The organism is Nonomuraea candida, assembly GCF_000725485.1.
Classification (GTDB): Bacteria; Actinomycetota; Actinomycetes; order Streptosporangiales; family Streptosporangiaceae; genus Nonomuraea; species Nonomuraea candida.
In genome coordinates this window covers 58,397-80,457 of record NZ_JOAG01000031.1, presented here as the reverse complement: position 1 = coordinate 80,457, position 22,061 = coordinate 58,397, and the positions used below count along the sequence as shown (strand labels likewise).

Below are 22,061 nucleotides of genomic sequence, written 5' to 3'. Positions count from 1 at the left end.
GCATGGAAACAACAGCAGTGCGGACCCGCCTGGTCGAGGTGGTCGTCCCGGTCCACAACGAGCAGCGGGCATTGCGGGCCAGCATCACCCGGCTGCACACCTACCTCACCGGGAACCTCCCCTACGGCTTCCGCATCACGATCGCCGACAACGCCAGCACCGACAACACCTGGCAGCTCGCCACCGAGCTGGCCGGGGAGCTGCCCCACGTGCGGGCCGTGCACCTCGACGAGAAGGGGCGCGGGCGGGCGCTGCGCCGGGTCTGGTCGCAGAGCGAGGCCGACGTCGTCAGCTACATGGACGTCGACCTGTCCACCGACCTGGACGCGTTCCTGCCGCTGGTGGCGCCGCTGCTGTCCGGTCACAGCGACCTGGCCATCGGCACCCGCCTGGCCAGGGCCGCCCGGGTGGAGCGGGGGCCCCGGCGGGAGTTCATCTCGCGCTCGTACAACCTGCTGCTGCGCCTCGGCATGGGCGCCGGGTTCTCGGACGCGCAGTGCGGCTTCAAAGCCGTCCGTACGGAGGTCGCCCAGGCCCTGCTGCCCGCGGTCGAGGACGAGCAGTGGTTCTTCGACACCGAGCTGCTGCTCCTGGCCGAACGCCACGGGCTGCGCATCCACGAGGTGCCCGTGGACTGGGTGGACGACCCGGACAGCCGGGTGGACATCGTCAGGACCGCGCTCGACGACCTGCGGGGCCTGGTCCGGGTCACCCGCAAGGCGCTGTCCGGGGCCGCCCGCCGCACCGCGCCGGCCGGGGCCGAGCGGGCCGCGCTGCCCCAGGGCATGGCCAGGCAACTGCCCAGGTTCGCCGTGGTGGGGGTGGTCAGCACGCTGGCGTACGTGCTGCTGTACTCCCTGCTGCGCCAGGTCGTGCCCCCGCTGGCCGCCAACGCGGTCGCGCTGCTGGTGACGGCCGTGGCCAACACGGCCGCCAACCGGCGCTTCACCTTCGGCGTCAAGGGCCCGGGCGGGGCCGTGCGGCACCAGGTCGAGGGGCTCATCGCCTTCCTCGTCGGGCTCGCGCTCACCTCGGGCGGCCTGGCGCTGCTGCCCGCCGGGGTCTCGCACGGCGTGGAGCTGGCCGCGGTCATCGCCGCGAACGCGGCGGCCACCCTCGTACGGTTCCTGCTGCTGCGCGCCTGGGTCTTCAACCCCGGGCGCCGGGCCCGGGGGAGCGACGCCCGATGAGCGTCACCGCGATCCGCACCCCCGGCCGCCGGGCCGCCGGGAGGCGCGGCGCGCCCGCCCGCGCCCTCCTCGGCGCCGAGGGCGATCCGCGCTGGTCACGCCCCGCGCTGTGGGCGGTGCTCGCCGCCGCGTTCGTCCTGTACGCGTGGGCGCTCAGCGGCGACGCCAACGAGTACTACGCCGCCGCCGTCCTGTCCGGCACGCAGAGCTGGAAGGCGTTCTTCTTCGGCGCCATCGACGCCGGCTCCTTCATCACCGTGGACAAGCCGCCGCTGGCGCTGTGGGTGATGGGGCTGTCGGCGCGCGTCTTCGGGTACGGCACGTGGAGCATGCTGCTGCCGCAGGCCGTCGCGGGGGTCGCGGCCGTCGCGCTGGTGCACTCGGCCGTGCGGCGCTCGTTCCCGGCGGAGCCCGAGCCTGCAGGCGCTCGGTCGGGCGGCCTCCGGGTCCTTCGGTCCGGTGGTCCCGGGGGCGCCCGGTCCGGTGGTCTCCGGGGCGCCCGGGCCGGCGGTCCCCGGGGCGTTCGGGCCGGCGGTCGCCCGGGGCACGTCGCGGCGCTGGTCGCGGCCGTCGTCATGACGCTCACGCCCATCACCGTGGCGATCAACCGGGACAACAACCCCGACACCGTCCTCGTGCTCCTCCTCGTGCTGGCCGGCTGGTTCTGCCTGGAGGCGCTGCGCACCGGGCGGCTGCGGACCCTGCTGCTGGCGGCGTTCTTCGTGGGGCTGGGGTTCAACGCCAAGATGTTGCAGGCGTACCTGGTGGTGCCGGCGTTCGCGGTGGCGTACCTGGTGTGCGCGCGGGGGACATGGCGGCGGCGGGCCGGGCGCCTGCTGGCGGCCGGGGGCGTGCTGGCCGGGGCCAGCGCCTGGTGGATGGTGATCACCGACCTGTGGCCGCAGGACTCCCGGCCCTACATCGGCGGCTCGACCGACAACACCGTCCGGGACCTGGTCATCGGCTACAACGGCCTGGGCCGCATCTTCGGCCAGGACGGGAGTGGCGTCGGTGGCGGCCTCGGTGGCGGCCTCGGTGGCGGCGGCGGTGGTGGTGGCGGCTTCGGCGGTGACGGCCTCGGGGGCGGGGGCGGTGGCGGCTTCGGCGGCTTCGGTGGGGAGCCCGGGGCCGGGCGGCTGTTCAACGACATCCTGGCCGGGCAGATCTCCTGGTTGCTGCCGTTCTGCGCGGTGACGCTGGCGTTCGCGCTCCTCGTACGGCTGCGGCGGCTGCCGCTGGGCGGGCCCTCGGGGGCGGCCTGGCTGCTGTGGGGCGGCTGGCTGGCCGTCCACTCCGTGGTGTTCAGCTTCTCCAGCGGGACCTTCCACCCGTACTACACGACCGCCATGGCGCCGGCGGTGGCCGCGCTGACGGGGATGGGCGTGGTCGTGATGTGGCGGGCGTACCGGTGGTCGCGGGCGTGGGCCTGGGTGCTGCCCGTGGCCGTGACGGTGACCGGCGGATGGTCGTTCGTGGTGCTGCGCCGTACGCCGGAGTGGGTGCCGTGGCTGGCCTGGGTCGTGCTCGGGGCGACCCTGGTGGCCGTGGTGGCGCTCGTCCTGGCCCGGCCGCGGGCGCGGATCGCCGTACGGCTCGCGGTCCTGGCGCTGGTGGCGGCGATGGTCGCGGGGCTGGCCGGACCGGCCGCGTACGCCGTCACGCCGCTGCAGTCCCCGATCAACGGGACGAACCCGACGGCCGGCCCTTCGACGGGCCGCGCGGGCGGCTCCGGCCGCCCCGGCGCGATGCCCGGCAGCCCACCCGGCGACCTCCCGGGCACCGGCGCATCATCCCGGCAGAACAGGCCGGATATGGGCACCCGGTCGGACGGCGGCCTGCCGGGCACGGAGGCTCAGCCGGGTTCCGGTGCACAGGGGAGCGGAGGCCGGTCGGGCTCCATGGGGCGGGGCGGCCCGGGGGGCGGCGTCAGTGACGCGATGGCCGAGTATCTGGTGGCCAACCAGGGCGGGGCCACGTGGCTGGTCGCGGTGAACAGCGCCCAGCAGGCGGCCGGCCTGATCCTGTCCACCCGCAAGCCCGTGATCGCCATGGGCGGCTTCACCGGCGGCGACCCCGCCATGACCGTGGACCGGCTGCGCTCGCTGGTCTCGTCGGGGCGGCTGCGTCACGTCCTGACGGGCAGCGGCGGCGGACCGGGCCGGGGTGACACGGAGGTGTCGAGCTGGGTGCGGGAGAACTGCACGGCGGTGGCGGGCCAGGAGGGTCTTTACAACTGCGCAGAATAGCCGAGGGCGGGGCATCGTGACGGTGCCCCGCCCATCGATGTCGAACCAGGAATACTGTCGGGTATAACAGCGAAAATCTCCGCCTGAACATAACCCGACTCGTCCGAATTTATGCTCTCAATCATCCCTACTGGGTGGGATGCCAGGGATTGGTGGGGTTCGGGGGTAATGTACTGCCGCATGGGGACGGGGCATGATCACAGCACCGGCCGGGGCGGGCCGCGCGAGGCGTACGCTCCCGTCTGGCGGCCGCCCACCGAGGTCGAGCACGGCCTGTACGAAGCCAAGACACGCGGCGACTGGCCCGCGTACTTCGACGTGCTGGCCGCCACCGACCTCTACCACGCCATGTCGCGCGCCCAGGCCGACTCGCGGCCCGGCTGGATCCACTTCAACGCTGCGCTCTGGGGCCCTCGGCACGGCGCCAAGTCCCTGGCGTTCTTCACCCCCGGGATGTTGCCCGCGCCCGTGCCCGATCCGGTCTTCTTCGCCACCGACCTGGGCCGGCTGGCCCGGGAGTGGCCGCAGGACGACGAGTGGCTGGCGATCAACCCCGGCACGCCCTGCGAGGCGTTCTTCCCCGCGACGGCCGCGCACCGGCAGACCTGGCGCCTGCACGCCGAGCGGGTGACGGCTCCCGCGCGGCCCCGGCTGCGGACCCTCTGGGTCGGCGGCCCGCTGCACGGCCCCGTCGCGCACGGGCTCGCCTGCGGAGCGCTCCTGTGCGTCAGCAACGGCTCCCTCTGGAACGCGATGGGCTGGCACGGCACAGGCTACGTCCGCGAGCGCGGGCGCCTGCGGGAGTGGTGGGACATCACCACCAGGGAGCAGTGGATGAGAGCGCAGGAGGCGCTGCTCGACGGGCGGATGAGCAGCTCCGTCTGGTCCTTCGTGCTGGGCGTGCGCCAGGCCCTCGCGCGCGGCTTCGGCGGCGTGGTGGAGGTGGACCACTGGCGGAACGCGACCACGCGCGTCCTGCGGCGCCAGGCGGGGCAGGACGACGGCCCGGGGGGCGCCGTCGTCACCGACGCCGAGGTGGAGGCCGAGATCGCCGGGGCGCAACGGCTCATCGGGCGCATCGCCCGCTACGAGGCCCGCTTCCGGGCCGACGGGCTGCTCGGCGAGGGCAGGTTCGTGCACTCGGTGGAGGCGTGGGACTACGGGCGTGCGTCGAAGATGGCCCGCTGGGGTCTCGGCGCCCGGTTCTGCAGCCTGGCGGAGGCCGAGTCTGCGGTCCTGCGCGCGGGCCGGGTCAGCCGGATCAACTACCGCTCCTGGGAGGACTTCTCGGCCGCGTACATCCTGGGGCGGTGTCTCCACTTCGACGAGGAGGAGTTCGGCGACTGGTACGAGGACATGCTCGCCGCGCACCGGATCCTGACCACCGATCCGAACAGTCCCTGGCTCAACATCCCCTTCAAGACGCCCTGACGGCGGGCGGGCAGGCGGCTCAGGCGGGCAGGGCGGCCAGGAGGAAGGCGAGGCGGGCGGCGGCGGACTCGACGTCGTCGGCGGTGCCCAGGCGGTAGCCCCACGAGGTGATGAAGGCGCCCTCTTCGGAGCAGGTCACGGTCTCCACGAGGGTGGCCGAGAAGCGGTTGCGGACCGACACATATGCAGGGTCGCTGGCCAGGGCCAGGCTCTGGACCGACAGGTCGGCGTGGCGACCGGCGTGCCAGGCGAACCGCTCGAGGCAGAGCGCGGTATCAAGCATCATGCGTCACCTCCGCAACGTCTCGCGTCAGAATTGCACGATCTTGCGGGGGCTGGCAAGCAATTGCTGCGATTAATGTGGAGGTTGTTTCCGATATTCGTGAAGAATGGAGATGATGACTTCCCGTCCAGATTCGTCGAACTCTGCCGCTTTTGCGAAGTCGTCGAAGGCGTGCACGTAGAAGGAGACGTCGTCGGGATCGCGCAGGATCAGGTCTTTCGTCATCGTGCCGACCGCGACCATGGCCTCGTTGTAGATCCAGAAGCCGTGGATCGGGTTGGCCGGCAGCTCGGTGCGGAAGGGGATGACGCCGAACTCCACGTTCGGCAGCGTGCTGACCGCGAGCAGGCGGTCGAGCTGGCCGTGCATGACCTCGGGCGGGGCCAGGGACATGCGCAGCGCCGCCTCCGTCACGACGAACCTGAACGTGCGCGTGCGGTCGTAGAGGATCTCCTGGCGCTGCATGCGCACGCGGACGGCCGCGTCGATCTGGTCGGCGGCGCTGTAGAGCCGCTTGACCTTGCGGAAGACGTGCCGGGCGTACTCGGAGGTCTGCAGCAGGCCGACGATCAGCACCGGCTCGAAGGCGCGGAAGACCTTGGTGCGCGCCTCCAGGTCGCGCATGTCCTCCTGGATCGCGGCCAGGCCGCTGCGGTGGCGCTGCTTCCAGTCGTCGTGCCGCTCCAGCAGCGCGATCGACTGCCTGAGCAGGTCGTCGGTCGTGTCGGGCGAGGCACCCACGGCCTGCGCCCACACGACCACGTCGTCCTCGGTCGCCGTCTGACGGGCGTTCTCCAGCCGGGAGACCTTGGACGGCTGCCAGCGCAGCCGCTCGGCCAGTTCCTTGCCGGACAGATGGGCGGCCTCGCGCAGCTGACGCAACTGGCTGCCGAGGTCGATGCGCGCCTGCTGAAAGGACGTCACGGCGCAAGAGGCTAGCCCGGTCGGGACCGATCATGCCAGGGCCCCGCGCGATTGTGATCAACCGGTTGCCGACGGTGTTCCGCCGCTGGTGGAGAAGGAAGTCGCTGAGCCGCCGGACAGGACGCGGCGGGCGATCTCGGTGATGAGCTCGCGGGGCGCCTCGACCGCGGTCTCGCCGTCGAGGACGTCGCGGAGGTCGGCCGGCGCCTCCGTGTCGGTGACCTGCAGACCTTGGACGACGATGGTGCCGCGGTCGGTCTCGTACAGGGTGGGACAGGCGCCCGCCTCCGAGGTGGAGCCGAGGAACCGCATGCGCATGACGATCCTCCTCCGAAACAAGTGCAATCGCGCGCAATTGTATGGCTCGGGGCGCGTCCTGTGATCGTTATCCCAAATATCGGCATACGGTGGACGGCATACGTCGGAGGTCAGTCGAGGGCGCCCTCCATGAACTCCCCGGCCCGCTCGAAGAGCCCCAGCGTCGTCGCGTGCAGCAGGTCGCCGATGTCCCTGGGCGCCTTGCCGGCGTACGCCCGGGCGTGGGTGCCCTCCAGCACGATGCCGAGCTTGAAGCAGGCCATGACCGCGTACCAGTCGATGGCCGACAGGTCCCGCTCCGACAGCGCCGCGTAGTACGCGACCAGCTCCCGCGGCGGCGGCAGCCCCGGCACGTGGCCGTTGCCCGCCGGCCACATCGCCAGCAGCCAGCCGAGGTCCACCAGCGGGTCGCCGATCGTGCACATCTCCCAGTCGACGATCGCGGCCACGCGGGGGCCGTCGGCGGCGAACATGAGGTTGGCGAAGTGGTAGTCGCCGTGCATGACGCCGGGGGTGAACGTCCTGGGCAGCCGCCTAGTGAGCCAGTCGGCCGTCTTGCGCAGGCCGGGGATGTCGGGTCCTGGGTAGCCGTCGAGCTCGCCGTACGAGTCGAGCTCCTTGAGCCAGCGCGGCACCTGCCGCTCCAGGAACCCCTCGGGGCGCCCGAACCCCGGCAGCAGCCCCGGGTCGACCCGCCCCAGCTCGGCCAGCGCCGCCGCGGCCTCCAGGCCCATGCGGTGCCTGATCGCCGGGTCGGAGGCGTGCGGCTCGGGCAGGCCCGTCGAGGGATTGAACCCGTCCACCGGCTCCATCAGGTAGAACACCGGCTCCACGGCCGTCTGCGCGGCCACCAGCCGGGGCGCGGGGACGGACGTGCCGCGCAGCGCCGCCAGCACCCGCGCCTCGCGGCGCAGCACCTCGTTGCTCTTGGCGCGGGCGTGCACGGGAGGGCGGCGCAGGATGTACGGGCGGCCGCCGCGCTCGAAGCGGACCATGACGTTCTGCGTGCCGCCCGGGACCGGCGCGACGCCGGTGATCGGGCCGCCGGGCAGGCCCTGGCCGTCCATCCACGCCCCGAGCGCGTCGAAGTCGATGGCGCCGACGTCGATGTGGGTGGAGGTCATGTGCCGTCCTTCGACATACAGAATCATATTCTGGTGCCCGACCCTACGAGAGCGCCGCTCGTACGGTCAACCCAGCGCCTGCATGAACGGCAGATACTGCGCCGGCCGGTCGCCGGGCAGGTCGCCGGCGCGCACCATCATCGAGACCTGCCAGGGATCGCCGATGCCGTGTGCGGCGGCCCACGCGATCATCGACTCGCGGGCCAGGTCGAAGTCCATGCGCACCTCGCCGCCCGCCTCCAGCGCCAGGTCGCCGATCAGCGCCCTGGCCGTCTCCTCGTCCCTGGCCACGACCGGGCCGATCACCACGTTGTCGTCGTTGCGCCAGCAGTGGCCGAAGCCGCCGTCCGCGACGCGCACCTGCACGCCGAAGCCGAACATCCGGCGCAGCAGCGGGGAGCGGTCGGTGCCGAACAGCTCGGCGTCGAGCGCGAGGATGCCCGGCAGGTCCGCCTCCGTGGCCGGGGCGGTCCGGCCCGAGGGCGCGCCGCGGAAGACGCCCGTGTGCTTGGCGGCGCGGCCGACGACCCGGAAGCCGAGCTGCTCGTACAGGGGGCGGCCGTGGTCGGTGGCGTACAACGAGACCGTGCGGTCGCCGGCCCGGTCCAGGACGTGGCTCATGAGCGTGCGGGCCAGGCCCCGGCGGGCGTACCGGGAGGCGGTCAGGACCATGCTGATCACGGCGTGGTCGTCGCCGTAGCGGGTCAGGACGGTGGTGGCGGCCAGGCCGTCCCCGTCGGCGGCGTCGATGCCGTACGCCTCGCCGACGTCGAACAGCAGGCGCCACTTGCGGCGTTCCGGCAGCCAGCCCCGGTCCTTGGCCAGGCGGGCGCAGTCGTCGAGGTCGTCGTGGGTGAGGCGGCGTACGGTCATGGGGACATTCTTCCCTCAATGGGATATCCGCCTCAAAGCGATTATTGGCCGTGGGGATGGGTGGAAAATGGGCGGATGGAATATGTCGTAGCGGTTGATGTCGGCGGCACGACCATGAAAGGCGGATTTGTCGCCCACGACGGGACGATTCTTCATGTCGAACGCCGGCCGACGCCGCGCTCCGGCGGGCCGGAGCGCGTGATCGCCGCCGTCGCCTCCTTCGTCGCCGACCTCGCCGCCACCTCTCCGCCCGCCACCTCCCCGCCCGCCACCTCTCCGCCCGCCACCTCTCCGCCCGCCACCTCTCCGCCCGCCACCTCTCCGCACGGCGGGGGCCGCCCCGCGGCCGTGGGGCTGGTCGTGCCGGGGCTGGTCACGCCCACGCACGCCGTCTTCTCCGCGGCCTTCGGGTGGCGGGACGTGCCCGTGTCCGCGTTCGCCGCCGTGGACCTGCCGGTGGCGCTGGGACACGACGTCCGGGCCGCAGGGGAGGCCGAGCTCGCGTTCGGCAGGTCCGGCGACGCAGCCGGCGACGCAGCCGGTTACGCAGCCGGCGAGCACGTGCTGTACCTGCCGATCGGCACGGGGATCGCCGGGGCCGTCGTGCTGTCCGGTGCCCTGTACGGCGGGGCCGGCGGGTGGGCCGGGCAGATCGGGCACATCCCCGTGTGGCCGGACGGGCTCGCCTGCGGGTGCGGCCAGCGGGGGTGCCTGGGGGCGTACGCGGGCGGCGCGGCCATCGCGGCGCGCTGCGGCGCGGACGGGGCCGAGGAGGTGGCCCGGCGCGTGCTGGCGGGCGACAGCAGGGCCGTGGAGGTGTGGCAGGAAGCCGTGGAGGCGCTCGCGGTGGCGCTGGCGACGTACACGCTGCTGCTGGACCCGGCGGCCATCGTGATCGGCGGCGGCGTCTCGCGGGCGGGAGAGACCCTCCTCGCGCCGCTGCGGGAGCGGCTGGCGGGCCGGCTGGCCTTCCGCGCCGCCCCGGAGGTGCGCGCGTCACCGCTCGGCCCCGACGCCGGCCTCCTGGGCGCCGCCCTGCTCGCCCGGCGGGCCGCCGCGGCGGCGTAGACCACCCCTGGACCAGGCGGCCACCGTCCGTGCCGGGACCCCTGCCGTGGGTCCGTGCGAGGCCGTGCGGGGTGCAGGGCTCGTGGGCCAGGGCGGAGGCGTGTGGTCAGTCCTGGGGGACCCACTTGGGCGGGCGTTTGGCCATGAACGCGGCGATGCCCTCCTGGCCCTCCTCGGAGGTGAAGCGCTCGGCCGACAGCTCGGTCATCCGGCGCAGCCCGTCGCCGAACGGCATCCCCGGCACCTCCTTGACCAGGCGCTTGGTGATCGCGAGGGCCTCGGGGCCGCCCTTGACCAGCAGGTCGACGTAGTGGGCGACGGCCGCGTCGAGCTCCTCGGGCGGCACGGCCCGCGAGAGGAGGCCGATCTCCACCGCCCGCGCGGCGTCGAACGTCTCGCCGGTCAGGAAGTACTCGGCCGCCGCCCGGGCGGTCAGCCTCCTGAGCACCGGGACGGCGATCATGGCGGGCGCGACCCCCAGCCGCACCTCCGTGAACGCGAACGACGCCGTCAGGGGCGCGATCGCGAAGTCGCACGCGGCCACCAGCCCCAGGCCGCCCGCCCGCGCGGTGCCGTTGAGCCGGCAGACGACCGGCTTCGGGCTCTCCCAGATCAGCTCCAGCACCTCGGGGAACGACGCCGTCACCGGCGCGCCGGGCCGGTCCTGGGAGGCGCGCTGCTCCTTGAGGTCGGCCCCCGAGCAGAACACGTGACCCGTGGCGGTCAGCACGATCACCCTGGCCGCCGGCTCGGCCAGCGCCCACCTGAGGTGATCGGACAGCTCGCCCAGCAGGCGCACGGACAGCGCGTTGCGGTTGGGCGGCGAGTCCAGGGTGATGGTCGCGACGCCGCCCGCCAGCTCCTTGTGCACCAGGCTCGTCATGGGCTCCCCTCCCGGATGCTCGCCGGCGCCGCCGCCCGGGGCCGGTGCCCGCCGGCACCGCCTCCGGGGTACGGCGTCCGCCGGCCCTTCTCCACGTGCTCCGCCGTCGGCGGGACGGCGATCATGCCAAGCACGTTAGCGCAGGCCCGGCGTACCGGCACAGAGCGGGCCGCCGCCCGGCGAGGGCGACGGCCCGAACGTCACGACGGTGGCGGCGTCAGCTGCAGTGGCTCCAGCCGGACTTCCAGCTCTGGGTGCCCCACGAACCGCCCCAGATCACGCACTTCTTGGCCGCGGACACGCGCACCGGGCCGGCGTAGGAGGTGAACGAGCCGCTGTTGGTCACCGGCGTGCCGCCCTTGACCTGCAGCGTGGCGCTCATCGGCATCTTGCCCGGCCACTGCAGCTTCGACATGGTGACCACGCAGTTCTTGCCCGCGCCGCTGTTGTAGAGCAGGTAGATGACGGCGCTGCTGCCCAGCGCGCGCGAGTTGATCACCTTGTAGCCCGCGCCGCACGCCCCGGTCGCCGTGTACGGGTTCGGCGACGGCCTGGGCCTGGGCCTGGGCGGGGGCGTCTTGCCGGCGGGCAGGGTCCTCGTGGGGCCGTCGGACGGCTTCACCGTCGGCTCCTCGCCGGGCTCCACGACCGTCGACGTCTTCTTCTTCCTGGTCTTCGTCGGCGTCGGCTCGGGCCGCTTGGTGGTGGGCCGGGACTGAGGAGCCTGCGTGACCGGGTTCGGCACCTGGGCGACGGGCTCCCTGGTGGGCTTCTTGGCCTTCTTGGTCTTCGTCTCTTCCGGCTCGATGTCCAGCGTGGGGATCGGCGCCATGGTGTCCGTCGGGAGGGTGACGGGCGGGGACTGCTGGGCCGTCGGCGGCTCGACCGGCTGGCCCGCGCCCGAGCCGCCGTCGGAGTCGTTGGAGGACTTGCCCACGGCCACGACCGGGACCTCCTTGCCGGCCGCCTGCACGACGACCGCCCCGACGACCACGAGCAGGGCCGCGGCGGCGGCGCCGGACAGGGCGAGCGTCAGGGTGCGGCGCTGCTTGGCGGGCGCCCCGTCACCCGGCCGCGTCCCGGCGGCTCCGCCGGGCCCCGTGGGGCCGTTCGGGCCGCCCGGCCTGCCCTGCTGGTAGGGGTGGCCGGGGGGAGTCCCCGGGCCGTGCGGCGGCCTGCCGGCCGCGCCGGGCTGCCCGCCCGGGCCGCCCTGGGCGTGCGGGGTCTGGGGGCCGCCGGGCCTGCCGGGCTGACCCGCGGGCCCGAACGGCATCCCGGCCTGCGGCCCGCCGTTCGGCGCGGCACCGGGCCCACCCTGAGCGGGCCCACCTTGACCGGGCCCACCTTGACCGGGCCCGCCCTGACCGGGACCATTCTGGCCCGAGCCGATCTGACCCGGACCCACCTGGCCGGGCCCGCCTTGCGGCATGCCGGCCTGAGGGCCGCCCTGGGGCGCGCCCGCCTGCGGTCCGTGCGGGCCGTTCGGCGCGCCGCCCTGCCCCGAAGCGCCGGGCACACCCTGGCCGGGCACACCCTGGCCGGGCACACCCTGGCCGGGCACACCCTGACCAGGGCTGCTCTGACCGGGCACACCTTGAGCCGGGCCGCCCTGAGCCGGGCCGCCGTGCGGCAGGCCGGACTGCGGGCCGCCCTGGGCGGCGCTGCCCGCGCCGCTCTGCCCCTGCGCCGCCGCGGCGGCCGCCTGGCCGTAGTCGCCTGTCTGCGGCGGGGCAGGCTGCGCGCCGCCCACCGCGTGGGGGCCGGTCGGCTGGGTCCAGGGGCCGGGGTAGTCGTCCTGGCCGGACGGGGAGGCGGCGCCGCCGTCGGCGCCCGCACCGGAAGCGGCGCCCGCACCGGAAGCGGCGCCCGCACCGGAAGCGGCGCCCGCACCGGAAGCGGCAGCGGCAGCCGCGCCGGCCGCGCCCGCGGCCACGTTCTGGCGGCCCGTGACGGGCTCGATGGCGGCCTTGGGCGCGGGCTGGCCCGTGAGGTGCACGATCAGCTCGTCCGCGCTCGGCCGCTGCGCCGGGTCCTTCGACAGGCAGGCGGCCACCAGGTCGCCCAGCAGCCCCTCCATCTTCCCGAGCTGCGGCTCCTCGTTGAGGATGCGGTTCATCACCACGGGGATGGAGTCGGCGCCGAAGGCCGGCTTGCCGGTCGCCGCGAACACCATCGTGACGCCCCAGGCGAACACGTCGGCCGCCTCCGACACCGCGGCGCCGGTGAGCTGCTCGGGCGCCAGGTACGAGGGCGTCCCCATGGCCATCCCCGTGGCCGTCGCGCCGGGGGAGTCCAGGGCGCGGGCGATGCCGAAGTCGATCACGACCGGGCCCTCGGGCCCCATGAGCACGTTCGCGGGCTTGAAGTCGCGGTGCAGGATGCCGGCCCGGTGGATGGCCGCGAGGGCGGTCGCCGTACTGATCGCCAGGCGTTCCAGCGCCGCGCCCCGCCGCGGCCCCTCGTTGATGACCAGCTCGCGCAGGGAGGGCCCCGGCACGTACTCGCTCACGATGTACGGGCGGCTCCCGTCGAGGTCGGCGTGGAGCACGGGGGCGGTGCAGAAGCGCGCCACCCGCTGCGCCACCGCGACCTCCCGCAGGAAGCGCGTCCTGGCGTCGGCGTCGGCCACGAGCGCGTTGTGCAGCAGCTTGACCGCGACCTGTTCCCCGGAGTCGCTCTTGCCGAGATAGACAACGCCCTGGCCGCCCTCGCCGAGCCGGGCGACGATGTCATACGCCCCCAGCCGCCGCGGATCGTCCGCCGCCAACGGCTGGAACTGATTCACGTCGGACCCCCATCACAACCCAGTAGATGAGGCAAAACGCTACCAGCGTGACTATCGGGACGTCTGCCGGACGTGTCAGAAGATTCATCTTTTGACGCAAAAAGTCAGCGTCTCGTCGCAGGTCGTGTGGGTCCTGGCACCCAAGGTCACGGCTTGATCAAGGCAAGATCAACTCTGGCCATCAGATGGCCTTGCCCGGATTGAGGATGCCCAAGGGGTCGAAGACGGCCTTGATCCCCCGCTGCAGCTCACCCGCCACCGGCCCGGACTCCAGCTCCAGCCAGCGCCGCTTCAGCAGGCCCACCCCGTGTTCGCCGGTGAGCGTGCCGCCCAGCTCCAGCGCGTCCTTGAACACCTCGTCCGCCGCGGCCCACACCTCGGGCGGCGGCTCCAGGCTGCCGTGCGCGAAGATGAAGACCGGGTGCAGGTTGCCGTCGCCGGCGTGCGCCACCGTGGCGATCCGCACCCCGTGCCGGACCGCCGCCGCCTCGATCCTGGTGATCATCTCGGGCAGCGCGGACCGCGGCACGCACACGTCCTCGACCAGGCACGCGCCCTGCCGCTCCTTGGCCCCGTACGCCAGCCGGCGCAGCCCGATCAGCTCCTCGGCCTCCTGCGGGCTGGAGGAGACGGCCACGAACGAGGCGCCGTTGTCGGCGCAGATGCGCCGCATGCGCTCGGCCACGGCCTGGCCGTCGGCCGCGTCGGACTGGCCGATCAGCATGGCCTGCGTCGCCGGTTCGAGCCCGATGTTGCGCCACTCGTCGATCGCCTCCAGGGTGGCGCGGTCGAGCAGCTCCATGAGCGACGGCTGGCAGCCGGCCGCCATGATCGCCGACACGGCCGCCCCCGCGTCCCGCAACGAGCCGAACTCGGCGGCGAACGTCGCGGGCGGCGCGGCCGGCGCGCGGCGCAGCCGCACGGTGGCGGCCGTGATCACGCCGAGCGTGCCCTCGGAGCCGACGAACAGCCCGGTCAGGTCGTAGCCGGTGACGCCCTTCATCGTGCGCCGGCCGGTGTTCAGCACCCGGCCGTCGGCCAGCACGACCTCAAGACCGAGCGCGGAGTCCCTGGTCACGCCGTACTTCACGCAGCGCAGCCCGCCGGCGTTGGTGGCCAGGTTGCCGCCGATGGTGGAGATCTCGTACGACGACGGGTCCGGCGCGTACATCAGGCCGTGCTCCCTGGCGGCCCGGTCGAGGTCGGCGGTGATGACGCCGGGCTCCACGACGGCGATCTCGTCGGCCGGGGAGAGCTCCCTGATCGCGGTCATCCTGGCCAGCGACAGGACGATCGAGCCGTCGCCGGCCACCGACGCGCCCGCCAGGCCGGTGCCCGCGCCGCGCGGCACCACCGGCACGCGGTGCTCGCTCGCCCACCTCAGGGTGGTCACCACGTCGTCGCGGGAGGCGGCCAGCACGACCCCCAGCGGCTTGCCGGGCGCGACGAACGTGCGATCGCGGGCATAGGAGTCGATCACGTCGGGGTCGGTCAGGACGCGGGCTTCGGGCAGGGAGTCCACCAGGGCATCAATCGGTCTCACATGATGCAGACTATGGTTTGCGCAGGACGTTCCCAAAGGCCAGACTGCCCTGGGTGAAAGTCGGGTGCCCCTTGTGTTCGGAGAGTGACCAGGTTGTCGCGGTTCCGGGGGCGGTCGCCGCCGGCACCACGTACAAGATCGGGCGGGTCAGGTTACCGGGCGCGCGCGAGGTCGCCGACCTGCCGACGGCCGCGGCGCTGGGGGCGTCGAAGCACGTCATGCACCGCACGCAGCTCGCGGTGTGGCTGTCGTTCCCCAGCCGTCACTACACGCCGTGGGCCAGGAACCAGGGATACGTGCTGCTGCTGGTCGCGGCCCTCGTGCACCTGGTCGTGTCGCTGGTGATCGCGATGGGCCAGGACCCGAACTGGGGCGAGGTGCTGCTGGCCCCGTTCTGCCTGACGGGCGTGTTCTGGGGGCTCGGCCTGCTGAACGTGCTCGGCTCGTACGGCGCCCGCAAGCGCGACGCGCTGGAGGCCCCGGCCAGGGAGAAGGCCCTGTCGGTGTGGGAGGGCCTGTACTACTGCGCCCGCGACAACGTGGTCTTCGAGCCCGGCGTCGACGTCTGGTTCCATCCCAGCGAGACGCGGGAGTACATCTTCGGCTTCAGGAACGGCGGCGGCCCCCGCTGAGATCCGGCGGGGGCCGCCCCTCACGTCGTGCCCGGGGTCAGCCGCGCTCCTCCGCGACCAGGCGGACGCAGACGGCCAGGCCGTCGATGGCCTGCTCCAGCTCGTCCAGGCCGGGGAAGGTCGGCGCGATCCTGATCGTGCGGTCGTCGGGGTCCTGGCCGTACGGGTGCGTGGCGCCCGCGGGCGTCAGCGCGATGCCGGCGGCCTTGGCCCGGGCCACCACCTCGGCGGCGTGCGGCACCTCCAGGCTGATGAAGTAGCCGCCCCGCGGGCTCGTCCAGGTGGCCAGGTCGCCGAGCCGCTCGCTCAGCATCTTGTCCACCAGCTCGAACTTCGGCCCGATCAGCTCGGCGTGCCGCCGCATGTGCGCGGCCACGCCGGCGCCGTCACGCAGGAACTCCACGTGACGGAGCTGGTTGATCTTGTCGGGGCCGATGGACTGCTTCGAGGTGTTGTGCAGGAACCACTTCACGTTCGCCGGGGAGCCGCCGAAGAACGAGACGCCGGAGCCGGCCAGCGTCACCTTCGAGGTCGAGGCGTAGACGAACACCCGGTCGGCGTTGCCGTGCGCGGTCGCCAGCGCCAGCAGGTCGGCCAGCTCGTCGGGGGTGTCGGTGAGGTGGTGCACCGCGTACGCGTTGTCCCAGAAGATCCGGAAGTCGGGCGCGGCCGTCGGCATGGCGGCCAGCCGGCGCACGGTCTCGTCGCCGTAGGTGATGCCGGACGGGTTGCTGTACTTCGGGACGCACCACATGCCCTTGACGCTCGCGTCCTCGGCCACGAGGCGCTCGACCACGTCCATGTCGGGGCCGTCCGCGTTCATCGGGACGGGCACCATCTTGATCCCGAACCGCTCGCAGATGGTGAAATGCCGGTCGTAGCCGGGGACGGGGCACAGGAACGTGATCTCCGGCTCCTCGACCCACCGGCGCGCGGCGCCCGGCACCGGGGTCAGCAGCGCGTGCACCACGGTGTCGTGCATCAGGGTCAGGCTGGAGTTGCCCCCGACGACGAGCTGCTCGGCCGGCACCTGCACCAGCGGTGCGAACAGCTCGCGCAGCTCGGCCAGGCCCTGGAGGTTGCCGTAGTTGCGGCCGTCGGTGCCGTCGGCCGCCTTGTAGGACGCGGGCAGTTTGAGCAGATCGTTGGAGAGGTCGAGCTGGCGCGGCGACGGCTTGCCCCTGGTGAGGTCGAGCGAGAGCCCTCGCTGGACGAGGTCGGCGTAGTCACGCTGGGCGGTCACGAGCATCTCCTCCGATTCTGTGTGGCCTACGAAGGATAGAAGATGTCGCCAGGTAGGCCGGTAAGTATCCGCAATGTGGACCGCGCCGGATCAAAGCTTTCGGCCGCCAATCGCAAAGAACGCCTAGCCGAGCGGCGATCGTTGGCGTGGAATGGGTAGATCGGGGCAGGCACAACTCCGCGTCGGAGGGGAGCAGCCGTGACGACCGTTCGGGAGACCTCGATCGAGCAGGTCAGGCGCCGTCGCACCGGGACCGTCATCGCGTCCTGGTTGTCCACGACCGACCACAAGGTCATCGGGTACCTCTACCTGATCACCTCGTTCGGGTTCTTCCTGATCGCGGGCGTGATGGCCATGTTCATCAGGGCCGAGCTCGCCGCCCCCGGCATGCAGATCGTCAGCCAGCAGCAGTACAACCAGCTCTTCACCATCCACGGCACGGTGATGCTGCTGCTGTTCGCCACCCCGCTGTTCGCCGGGTTCGCGAACGTGATCATGCCGCTCCAGATCGGCGCGCCCGACGTGGCCTTCCCCAGGCTGAACGCGGTGGCGTACTGGTTGTTCCTGTTCGGCGGGCTGATGGTGCTGGCCGGGTTCTTCACGCCCGGGGGCGCGGCCGACTTCGGCTGGTTCGCCTACACGCCGCTGTCGTCGTCGATCTACTCGCCGCAGGTCGGCGCGGACCTGTGGATCATGGGGCTGGCGTTGTCCGGGCTCGGCACGATCCTCGGCGCGGTCAATTTCATCACCACGATCATCGGCATGCGGGCGCCCGGCATGACCATGTTCCGGATGCCGTTGTTCACCTGGAACGTGCTGCTGACCAGCATGCTCGTGCTGATGGCCTTCCCCGTGCTGGCCGCCGCGCTGCTGGTGCTGGAGTCGGACCGCAAGCTCGGCACCCAGGTCTGGTTCTTCGGCCATCCCGAGGTCTACATCATCGCGCTGCCGTTCTTCGGCATCATCACCGAGGTCATCCCGGTCTTCAGCCGCAAGCGCGCACCACATGTTCCCGACCGGGCAGGTGCTGCTGCCGTTCTTCTCGTTCATGACGTTCCTGATCGCGGTGCCGACCGGGGTGAAGTTCTTCAACTGGATCGGCACGATGTGGCGGGGGCACCTGACGTTCGAGTCGCCGATGCTGTTCTCGATCGGCTTCCTCATCACGTTCCTCCTGGGCGGCCTGACGGGCATCATCCTGGCCTCGCCGCCGCTCGACTTCCACATCACCGACACCTACTTCGTCGTCGCCCACTTCCACTACGTGGTCTTCGGCACGGTCGTGTTCGCGATGTTCGCCGGCTTCTACTTCTGGTGGCCGAAGATGACCGGCCGGATGCTCGACGACCGGTTGGGCAAGGTGCACTTCTGGACGCTGTTCATCGGCTTCCACACCACGTTCCTCATCCAGCACGTGCTCGGGCAGCTCGGCATGCCCAGGCGCTACGCCGACTACGGCCCGGCCGACGGCTTCACCACGCTCAACGAGATCTCCTCCGTCGGGGCGTTCCTGCTGGGCGCCTCCACGCTGCCGTTCCTCTACAACGTCTGGAAGACCGCCAGGCGCGCGCCCAGGGTCACGCTCGACGACCCCTGGGGCTACGGCAACTCGCTGGAGTGGGCCACGAGCTGCCCGCCCCCGCGCCACAACTTCACCAGCATGCCGCCCATCCGCTCCGAGCGGCCCGCCTTCGACCTGCACTATCCCCACGAGGAGCAGGACGAGAGCCCCGAGGAGCCCGAGGCCGGCCAGGGCCCGCGCCCGCAGGAGCCGCCGCGCGACGGCCCGTCCGGCTGACCCCCCATGAAATTCGCCCATCTAAGGAGATCGGCGATGACAGGCACGAAGATCCCCTTCGACCCCGAGACGGCCCCCTGCGGGAAGAAGTCCGGTGGTGAGCGCCTCGTCGACGACGACGGCTACGGCCTGCTGATCCGTGACCAGCTCTTCGACTGCGGCTGCCGCCGGATCCGCCACGAGTACCACGACGGAAGCATCCACCTGTCCGCCGTCCGCCACGACGGCAAGCGGGTGAAGGACCCGATACAGCCGGACCACGGGAAGTGACGTCAATGATCGATGTGCTCATCGTCGGGGGAGGCGGGGCGGGGCTGCGGGCGGCGATCGCGGTGGCCGAGACGGACCCCGCGCTGAAGGTGGCGGTCGTGTCGAAGGTCTACCCGATGCGCAGCCACACCGTCTCCGCCGAGGGCGGCGCCGCCGCCGTGATCGGCGCCGGCGACACGCTCGACGAGCACTGCTACGACACCATCTCCGGCGGCGACTGGCTGTGCGACCAGGACGCGGTCGAGGCGTTCGTGGCCGAGGCGCCCAGGGAGCTGATCCAGCTGGAGCACTGGGGCTGCCCCTGGAGCCGGGAGAGCGACGGCCGGGTGGCGGTGCGCCCGTTCGGCGGCATGAAGAAGATGCGCACCTGGTACGCCGCCGACAAGACCGGCTTCCACCTCCTGCACACGCTCTTCCAGACCACCCTGAAATATAGGGACATCATCAGGTACGACGAGTGGTTCGTCACCAAGCTCGTCGTCGACGACGGCCGCGTCCACGGCGTCGTGGCCGTGGAGATCAGGACCGGCCGCATCGAGACCATCCCCGCCAGGACCGTCATCCTGGCCACCGGCGGCTGCGGCAAGGTCTTCCCCTTCACCACCAACGCCGCCATCAAGACCGGCGACGGCATGGCCCTGGCCTACCGGGAGGGCGCGCCGCTGAAGGACATGGAGTTCGTCCAGTACCACCCGACCGGGCTGCCGTTCACCGGCATCCTCATCACCGAGGCGGCCAGGGCGGAGGGCGGCTGGCTGATCAACAAGGACGGCTACCGCTACCTCCAGGACTACGACCTCGGCCGTCCCACGCCCACCCCGAAGCTGCGCAGCATGGAGCTGGGGCCCCGTGACCGGCTGTCGCAGGCGTTCGTGCACGAGCAGCACAAGAACCGCACCGTGGACACCCCGTACGGGCCGGTCGTCTACCTGGACCTGCGCCACCTCGGCGAGGGGAAGATCGACTCGCGGATCCCGTTCGTGCGCGAGCTGTGCCGCAGCTACCAGAACCTCGACCCGGCCACCGACCTCATCCCGGTGCGCCCGGTCGTGCACTACATGATGGGCGGCGTGCACACCGACGTGCACGGCGCCACCCCGATCGCCGGCCTCTACGCGGCCGGGGAGACGGCCTGCGTGAGCATCAACGGCGCCAACCGGCTCGGCTCCAACTCGCTGCCGGAGATCCTCGTGTTCGGCCGCCGGGCGGGCCTGGCCGCCGCCGAGTTCGCCCGCTCGCACGCGGGCGGCGAGGCCCCGGCCGCGCGCAGCCAGGGCGCGGACGAGCGGCGGCGGTTGGAACGCGCGCGCGAGGGCAGCAGGCACGGTGAGCGGATCGCCGACCTGCGCGAGCGGATGCAGCACACGCTGGAAGGCGCCGCCGGCATCTACCGGACGGGCGACGTGCTGACCAAGGCCGTCGACACGCTCGCGGAGCTGCGCGAGCGGGCCGAGCGGGTCCGGGTCGACGACACCAGCGCCGCCTTCAACACCGAGCTGATCAACCTTCAGGAGCTGCACGCCATGCTGGAGATCGCCCAGACGATCGTGGCCTGCGCGCTGAACAGGCAGGAGTCGCGCGGCGCGCACCAGCGCACCGACTTCTCCGCCAGGGACGACGAGACGTACCTGGCGCACTCGCTGGTGCACCGCGCGCCCGACGGCACGCCGTCGGTCGGGCTGCTGCCCGTGACGATCACCCGCTGGCCTCCCGGAGAAAGGGTCTACGGCCGTGACTGACACGACGGAACAGGTACGGCGGGCGGCGGGCACCCGGACGATCCGGATGGAGGTGGCCAGGTACCGCCCCGGCCAGGACGCCGAGCCCGTCTTCCAGGGCTACGACGTGCCGCTCATGGCCGACTGGGCGGTGCTCGACGGGCTCAACCACATCAAGGACCAGCTCGACGGCAGCCTGTCCTACCGCTGGTCGTGCCGGATGGGCGTGTGCGGCTCGTGCGGCATGACCGTCAACGGCGAGGCCCGGCTGACCTGCGGCACCTTCCTCAGCGAGTACGGCGACGGCCCGGTCAGGATCGAGCCGCTGAAGGGGTTCCCCGTCATCAGGGACCTGGTCGTGGACATCGACGACTTCCTGGCGAAGCTGTCGTCGGTGCGGCCGTGGCTGATCCGGGAGGGGGAGGAGCTGCCGCTGACCGCCGAGCACGCCCAGACGCCCGCGCAGCTTGAGGCGTACAAGCAGTACAGCATGTGCATCAACTGCCTGCTGTGCTACTCGGCCTGCCCGGTCTACGTGCTCGACCCCGACTTCCTCGGCCCGGCCGCGATCGCGCTGGCCCAGCGGTACAACCTGGACTCGCGGGACATGGGCGACCGGTTCGACGTGCTCGGCGCGGACGAGGCGGTGTGGGGGTGCACGTTCGTCGGCGAGTGCACCCGGGTCTGCCCGAAGCACGTGGACCCGGCCGAGGCCATCCAGCGGTACAAGGTGACGGCCGCGCTCCGCTCGGTGCTGCCGTGGAGCAAGCGGTGAGGGCCCGGGACGTGCCGAGCGGCAGGGTGGGCGGCAGGGTGGGCGGCGGGCCCGCCGAACGGGGCCGTGGCGCAGGCGCCGGCCGGAACGGCGGCGGGGGTGGCGGCGAGGTCACGCCGAGTGCCGCCGTGCGCACGACGTCGGCCGGCTACCGGCCGCGGCGCGACCGCCTGTGGTTCGCCCGCACCCGCGCCTACACGCTGTTCGTGCTGCGCGAGCTGACCAGCGTCTTCGTGGCCTGGTCGATCGTCTTCCTGCTGATGCTCGTCGCCGCGGTGCTGGACGGGAGCCTGGCCGGTTTCGCCGCGCTGGCCGCCCGGCCCTGGATGATCGCGATCAACGTGGTCGCCCTGGCCGCGACCGTCTTCCACGCGGTCACGTTCCTGAACCTCGCCCCCAAGGCCACCGTCGTCCGCCTGGACGGCTACCGGCTGCCGGCCTGGATGATCCAGGGCGGCAACCACTCGTTGTGGCTGGTGGTCTCGGCGGTCATCGCCTTCTTCGTGCTGAGGGGATTCCAGTGAGAGCGAGACGGTCGCCGGAGCCGTACCTGTGGCTGCTGTTCAGCGGCGGGGGAGTGGTGGCGGCGCTCGTGCTGCCCGTGCTGGTGCTGCTGTTCGGGGTGCTCATGCCGCTGGGGATCGTGGACTGGCCGGCCGCCGACCACCTGCGCGGCCTGCTGGACCACGCGCTGGTCAGGGTGGCCCTCGTCGTGGTCGTCGTGCTGTGCCTCTTCCACGCCGCGCACCGCATCCGCCACACCAGCGAGGAGCTGCTCGGCATCGCCAGATTCGACCTTCCGGTGGCGCTGCTCTGTTACGGGGCGGCCATCGCGGGCGGGGTCGTCGCGGTGAGGTTGCTGGGGTAGCCGCGGCGAGGTTGCTGGGACAGTCGCTGTGAGGTTGCTGGGGTAAATGTCGTAGTTTGATCACGTTTCAACAACGTACTTTACGAGCG

The 22,061-nt window shown here is 72.3% G+C and carries 19 protein-coding genes and 1 pseudogene; 11 read left to right on the top strand and 9 right to left on the bottom strand.

What is annotated here, in order from left to right:
* Window positions 1-2: 2 nt before the first annotated feature.
* The 3 genes from IO39_RS28875 to IO39_RS28865 all read left to right on the top strand — a co-directional run bounded on the left by IO39_RS28875 (window position 3) and on the right by IO39_RS28865 (window position 4,867).
* A complete protein-coding gene (locus IO39_RS28875; protein ID WP_043629430.1) occupies window positions 3-1,190 on the top strand; it encodes a bifunctional glycosyltransferase family 2/GtrA family protein in 1,188 nt (395 codons plus the stop codon).
* Window positions 1,187-3,436 (top strand): ArnT family glycosyltransferase, encoded by a 2,250-nt coding sequence (locus IO39_RS28870; RefSeq protein WP_043629428.1) that lies wholly within the window; start codon window positions 1,187-1,189, stop codon window positions 3,434-3,436. The genes IO39_RS28875 and IO39_RS28870 overlap by 4 nt, the downstream gene beginning before the upstream one ends.
* A 180-nt stretch (window positions 3,437-3,616) precedes the next feature.
* The gene (locus IO39_RS28865) at window positions 3,617-4,867 is read left to right on the top strand and encodes a DUF1266 domain-containing protein (RefSeq protein WP_043629583.1); all 1,251 of its coding nucleotides are present in this window, start codon (window positions 3,617-3,619) and stop codon (window positions 4,865-4,867) included.
* Window positions 4,868-4,886: 19 nt separating this feature from the next.
* On the opposite strand, the gene IO39_RS28860 is transcribed toward IO39_RS28865, so the two are convergent.
* From IO39_RS28860 to IO39_RS28840, 5 genes are all read right to left on the bottom strand, one after another.
* Complete coding sequence (locus tag IO39_RS28860; protein ID WP_084773656.1) at window positions 4,887-5,153, bottom strand: hypothetical protein; 267 nt, start codon at window positions 5,151-5,153, stop codon at window positions 4,887-4,889.
* A gap of 69 nt (window positions 5,154-5,222) precedes the next feature.
* On the bottom strand, window positions 5,223-6,074 hold the full coding sequence (locus tag IO39_RS28855) for a helix-turn-helix domain-containing protein (RefSeq protein WP_043629425.1): 852 nt from the start codon (window positions 6,072-6,074) through the stop codon (window positions 5,223-5,225).
* Between the two features lie 57 nt (window positions 6,075-6,131).
* A complete protein-coding gene (locus IO39_RS28850) occupies window positions 6,132-6,392 on the bottom strand; it encodes a hypothetical protein (protein ID WP_043629422.1) in 261 nt (86 codons plus the stop codon).
* 110 nt (window positions 6,393-6,502) lie between these two features.
* Window positions 6,503-7,516 carry a phosphotransferase family protein gene (locus tag IO39_RS28845; RefSeq protein WP_043629421.1) on the bottom strand — a complete coding sequence of 338 codons (1,014 nt, stop codon included), beginning with the start codon at window positions 7,514-7,516 and terminating at the stop codon, window positions 6,503-6,505.
* Between the two features lie 66 nt (window positions 7,517-7,582).
* Window positions 7,583-8,389, bottom strand: a complete 807-nt coding sequence (locus tag IO39_RS28840; protein WP_043629420.1) for a GNAT family N-acetyltransferase — start codon at window positions 8,387-8,389, stop codon at window positions 7,583-7,585.
* A 75-nt stretch (window positions 8,390-8,464) separates the two neighbouring features.
* Here IO39_RS28840 and IO39_RS28835 point away from each other — a divergent pair, with 75 nt between their 5' ends.
* A complete protein-coding gene (locus IO39_RS28835) occupies window positions 8,465-9,457 on the top strand; it encodes an ROK family protein (protein ID WP_043629419.1) in 993 nt (330 codons plus the stop codon).
* Between the two features lie 106 nt (window positions 9,458-9,563).
* Here IO39_RS28835 and IO39_RS28830 read toward each other — a convergent pair whose 3' ends face one another.
* The 3 genes from IO39_RS28830 to IO39_RS28820 form a co-directional block, all read right to left on the bottom strand.
* Entirely contained in the window at window positions 9,564-10,340 is a 777-nt protein-coding gene (locus IO39_RS28830) for an enoyl-CoA hydratase-related protein (RefSeq protein ID WP_043629418.1), read from the bottom strand.
* Window positions 10,341-10,557: 217 nt separating this feature from the next.
* Window positions 10,558-13,125, bottom strand: a complete 2,568-nt coding sequence (locus tag IO39_RS56915) for a serine/threonine protein kinase (protein WP_245642317.1) — start codon at window positions 13,123-13,125, stop codon at window positions 10,558-10,560.
* 181 nt (window positions 13,126-13,306) lie between these two features.
* Complete coding sequence (locus IO39_RS28820; RefSeq protein WP_245642316.1) at window positions 13,307-14,668, bottom strand: FAD-binding oxidoreductase; 1,362 nt, start codon at window positions 14,666-14,668, stop codon at window positions 13,307-13,309.
* A gap of 71 nt (window positions 14,669-14,739) precedes the next feature.
* Here IO39_RS28820 and IO39_RS28815 point away from each other — a divergent pair, with 71 nt between their 5' ends.
* Window positions 14,740-15,300: a hypothetical protein gene (locus tag IO39_RS28815; RefSeq protein ID WP_043629416.1), complete on the top strand. Its 561-nt coding sequence runs from the start codon at window positions 14,740-14,742 to the stop codon at window positions 15,298-15,300.
* Window positions 15,301-15,337: 37 nt separating this feature from the next.
* On the opposite strand, the gene IO39_RS28810 is transcribed toward IO39_RS28815, so the two are convergent.
* Entirely contained in the window at window positions 15,338-16,549 is a 1,212-nt protein-coding gene (locus tag IO39_RS28810) for an aspartate aminotransferase type Ic (protein ID WP_043629413.1), read from the bottom strand.
* Between the two features lie 192 nt (window positions 16,550-16,741).
* Here IO39_RS28810 and IO39_RS28805 point away from each other — a divergent pair.
* The 6 genes and pseudogenes from IO39_RS28805 (at window position 16,742) to frdD (ending at window position 21,972) form a co-directional block, all read left to right on the top strand.
* A pseudogene (locus IO39_RS28805) lies at window positions 16,742-18,341 on the top strand (cytochrome c oxidase subunit I).
* Window positions 18,342-18,377: 36 nt separating this feature from the next.
* Window positions 18,378-18,611: a hypothetical protein gene (locus IO39_RS28800; RefSeq protein WP_043629410.1), complete on the top strand. Its 234-nt coding sequence runs from the start codon at window positions 18,378-18,380 to the stop codon at window positions 18,609-18,611.
* Between the two features lie 5 nt (window positions 18,612-18,616).
* Window positions 18,617-20,350 (top strand): fumarate reductase (quinol) flavoprotein subunit, encoded by a 1,734-nt coding sequence (gene frdA / locus IO39_RS28795; RefSeq protein ID WP_211267208.1) that lies wholly within the window; start codon window positions 18,617-18,619, stop codon window positions 20,348-20,350.
* Window positions 20,343-21,104: a succinate dehydrogenase iron-sulfur subunit gene (sdhB, locus tag IO39_RS28790; protein WP_245642314.1), complete on the top strand. Its 762-nt coding sequence runs from the start codon at window positions 20,343-20,345 to the stop codon at window positions 21,102-21,104. Before frdA ends, sdhB begins: the two co-directional genes overlap by 8 nt.
* Window positions 21,101-21,628 (top strand): fumarate reductase subunit C, encoded by a 528-nt coding sequence (locus IO39_RS28785; protein WP_052423508.1) that lies wholly within the window; start codon window positions 21,101-21,103, stop codon window positions 21,626-21,628. The genes sdhB and IO39_RS28785 overlap by 4 nt, the downstream gene beginning before the upstream one ends.
* Window positions 21,625-21,972, top strand: coding sequence for a fumarate reductase subunit FrdD (frdD, locus tag IO39_RS28780; protein WP_043629401.1), 348 nt, complete (start codon window positions 21,625-21,627; stop codon window positions 21,970-21,972). The genes IO39_RS28785 and frdD overlap by 4 nt, the downstream gene beginning before the upstream one ends.
* Window positions 21,973-22,061: the final 89 nt, after the last annotated feature.

Coding starts and splice junctions, on each gene's coding strand:
- IO39_RS28850 (WP_043629422.1), bottom strand. CDS start 6,392: ATGCGCATGCGGTTCCTCGGCTCCACCTCGGAGGCGGGCGCCTGTCCC.
- IO39_RS28800 (WP_043629410.1), top strand. CDS start 18,378: ATGACAGGCACGAAGATCCCCTTCGACCCCGAGACGGCCCCCTGCGGG.
- IO39_RS28835 (WP_043629419.1), top strand. CDS start 8,465: ATGGAATATGTCGTAGCGGTTGATGTCGGCGGCACGACCATGAAAGGC.
- IO39_RS28810 (WP_043629413.1), bottom strand. CDS start 16,549: ATGCTCGTGACCGCCCAGCGTGACTACGCCGACCTCGTCCAGCGAGGG.
- IO39_RS28840 (WP_043629420.1), bottom strand. CDS start 8,389: ATGACCGTACGCCGCCTCACCCACGACGACCTCGACGACTGCGCCCGC.
- IO39_RS28830 (WP_043629418.1), bottom strand. CDS start 10,340: ATGACGAGCCTGGTGCACAAGGAGCTGGCGGGCGGCGTCGCGACCATC.
- IO39_RS28845 (WP_043629421.1), bottom strand. CDS start 7,516: ATGACCTCCACCCACATCGACGTCGGCGCCATCGACTTCGACGCGCTC.
- frdA (WP_211267208.1), top strand. CDS start 18,617: ATGATCGATGTGCTCATCGTCGGGGGAGGCGGGGCGGGGCTGCGGGCG.
- IO39_RS28870 (WP_043629428.1), top strand. CDS start 1,187: ATGAGCGTCACCGCGATCCGCACCCCCGGCCGCCGGGCCGCCGGGAGG.
- IO39_RS28875 (WP_043629430.1), top strand. CDS start 3: ATGGAAACAACAGCAGTGCGGACCCGCCTGGTCGAGGTGGTCGTCCCG.
- IO39_RS28865 (WP_043629583.1), top strand. CDS start 3,617: ATGGGGACGGGGCATGATCACAGCACCGGCCGGGGCGGGCCGCGCGAG.
- IO39_RS28860 (WP_084773656.1), bottom strand. CDS start 5,153: ATGATGCTTGATACCGCGCTCTGCCTCGAGCGGTTCGCCTGGCACGCC.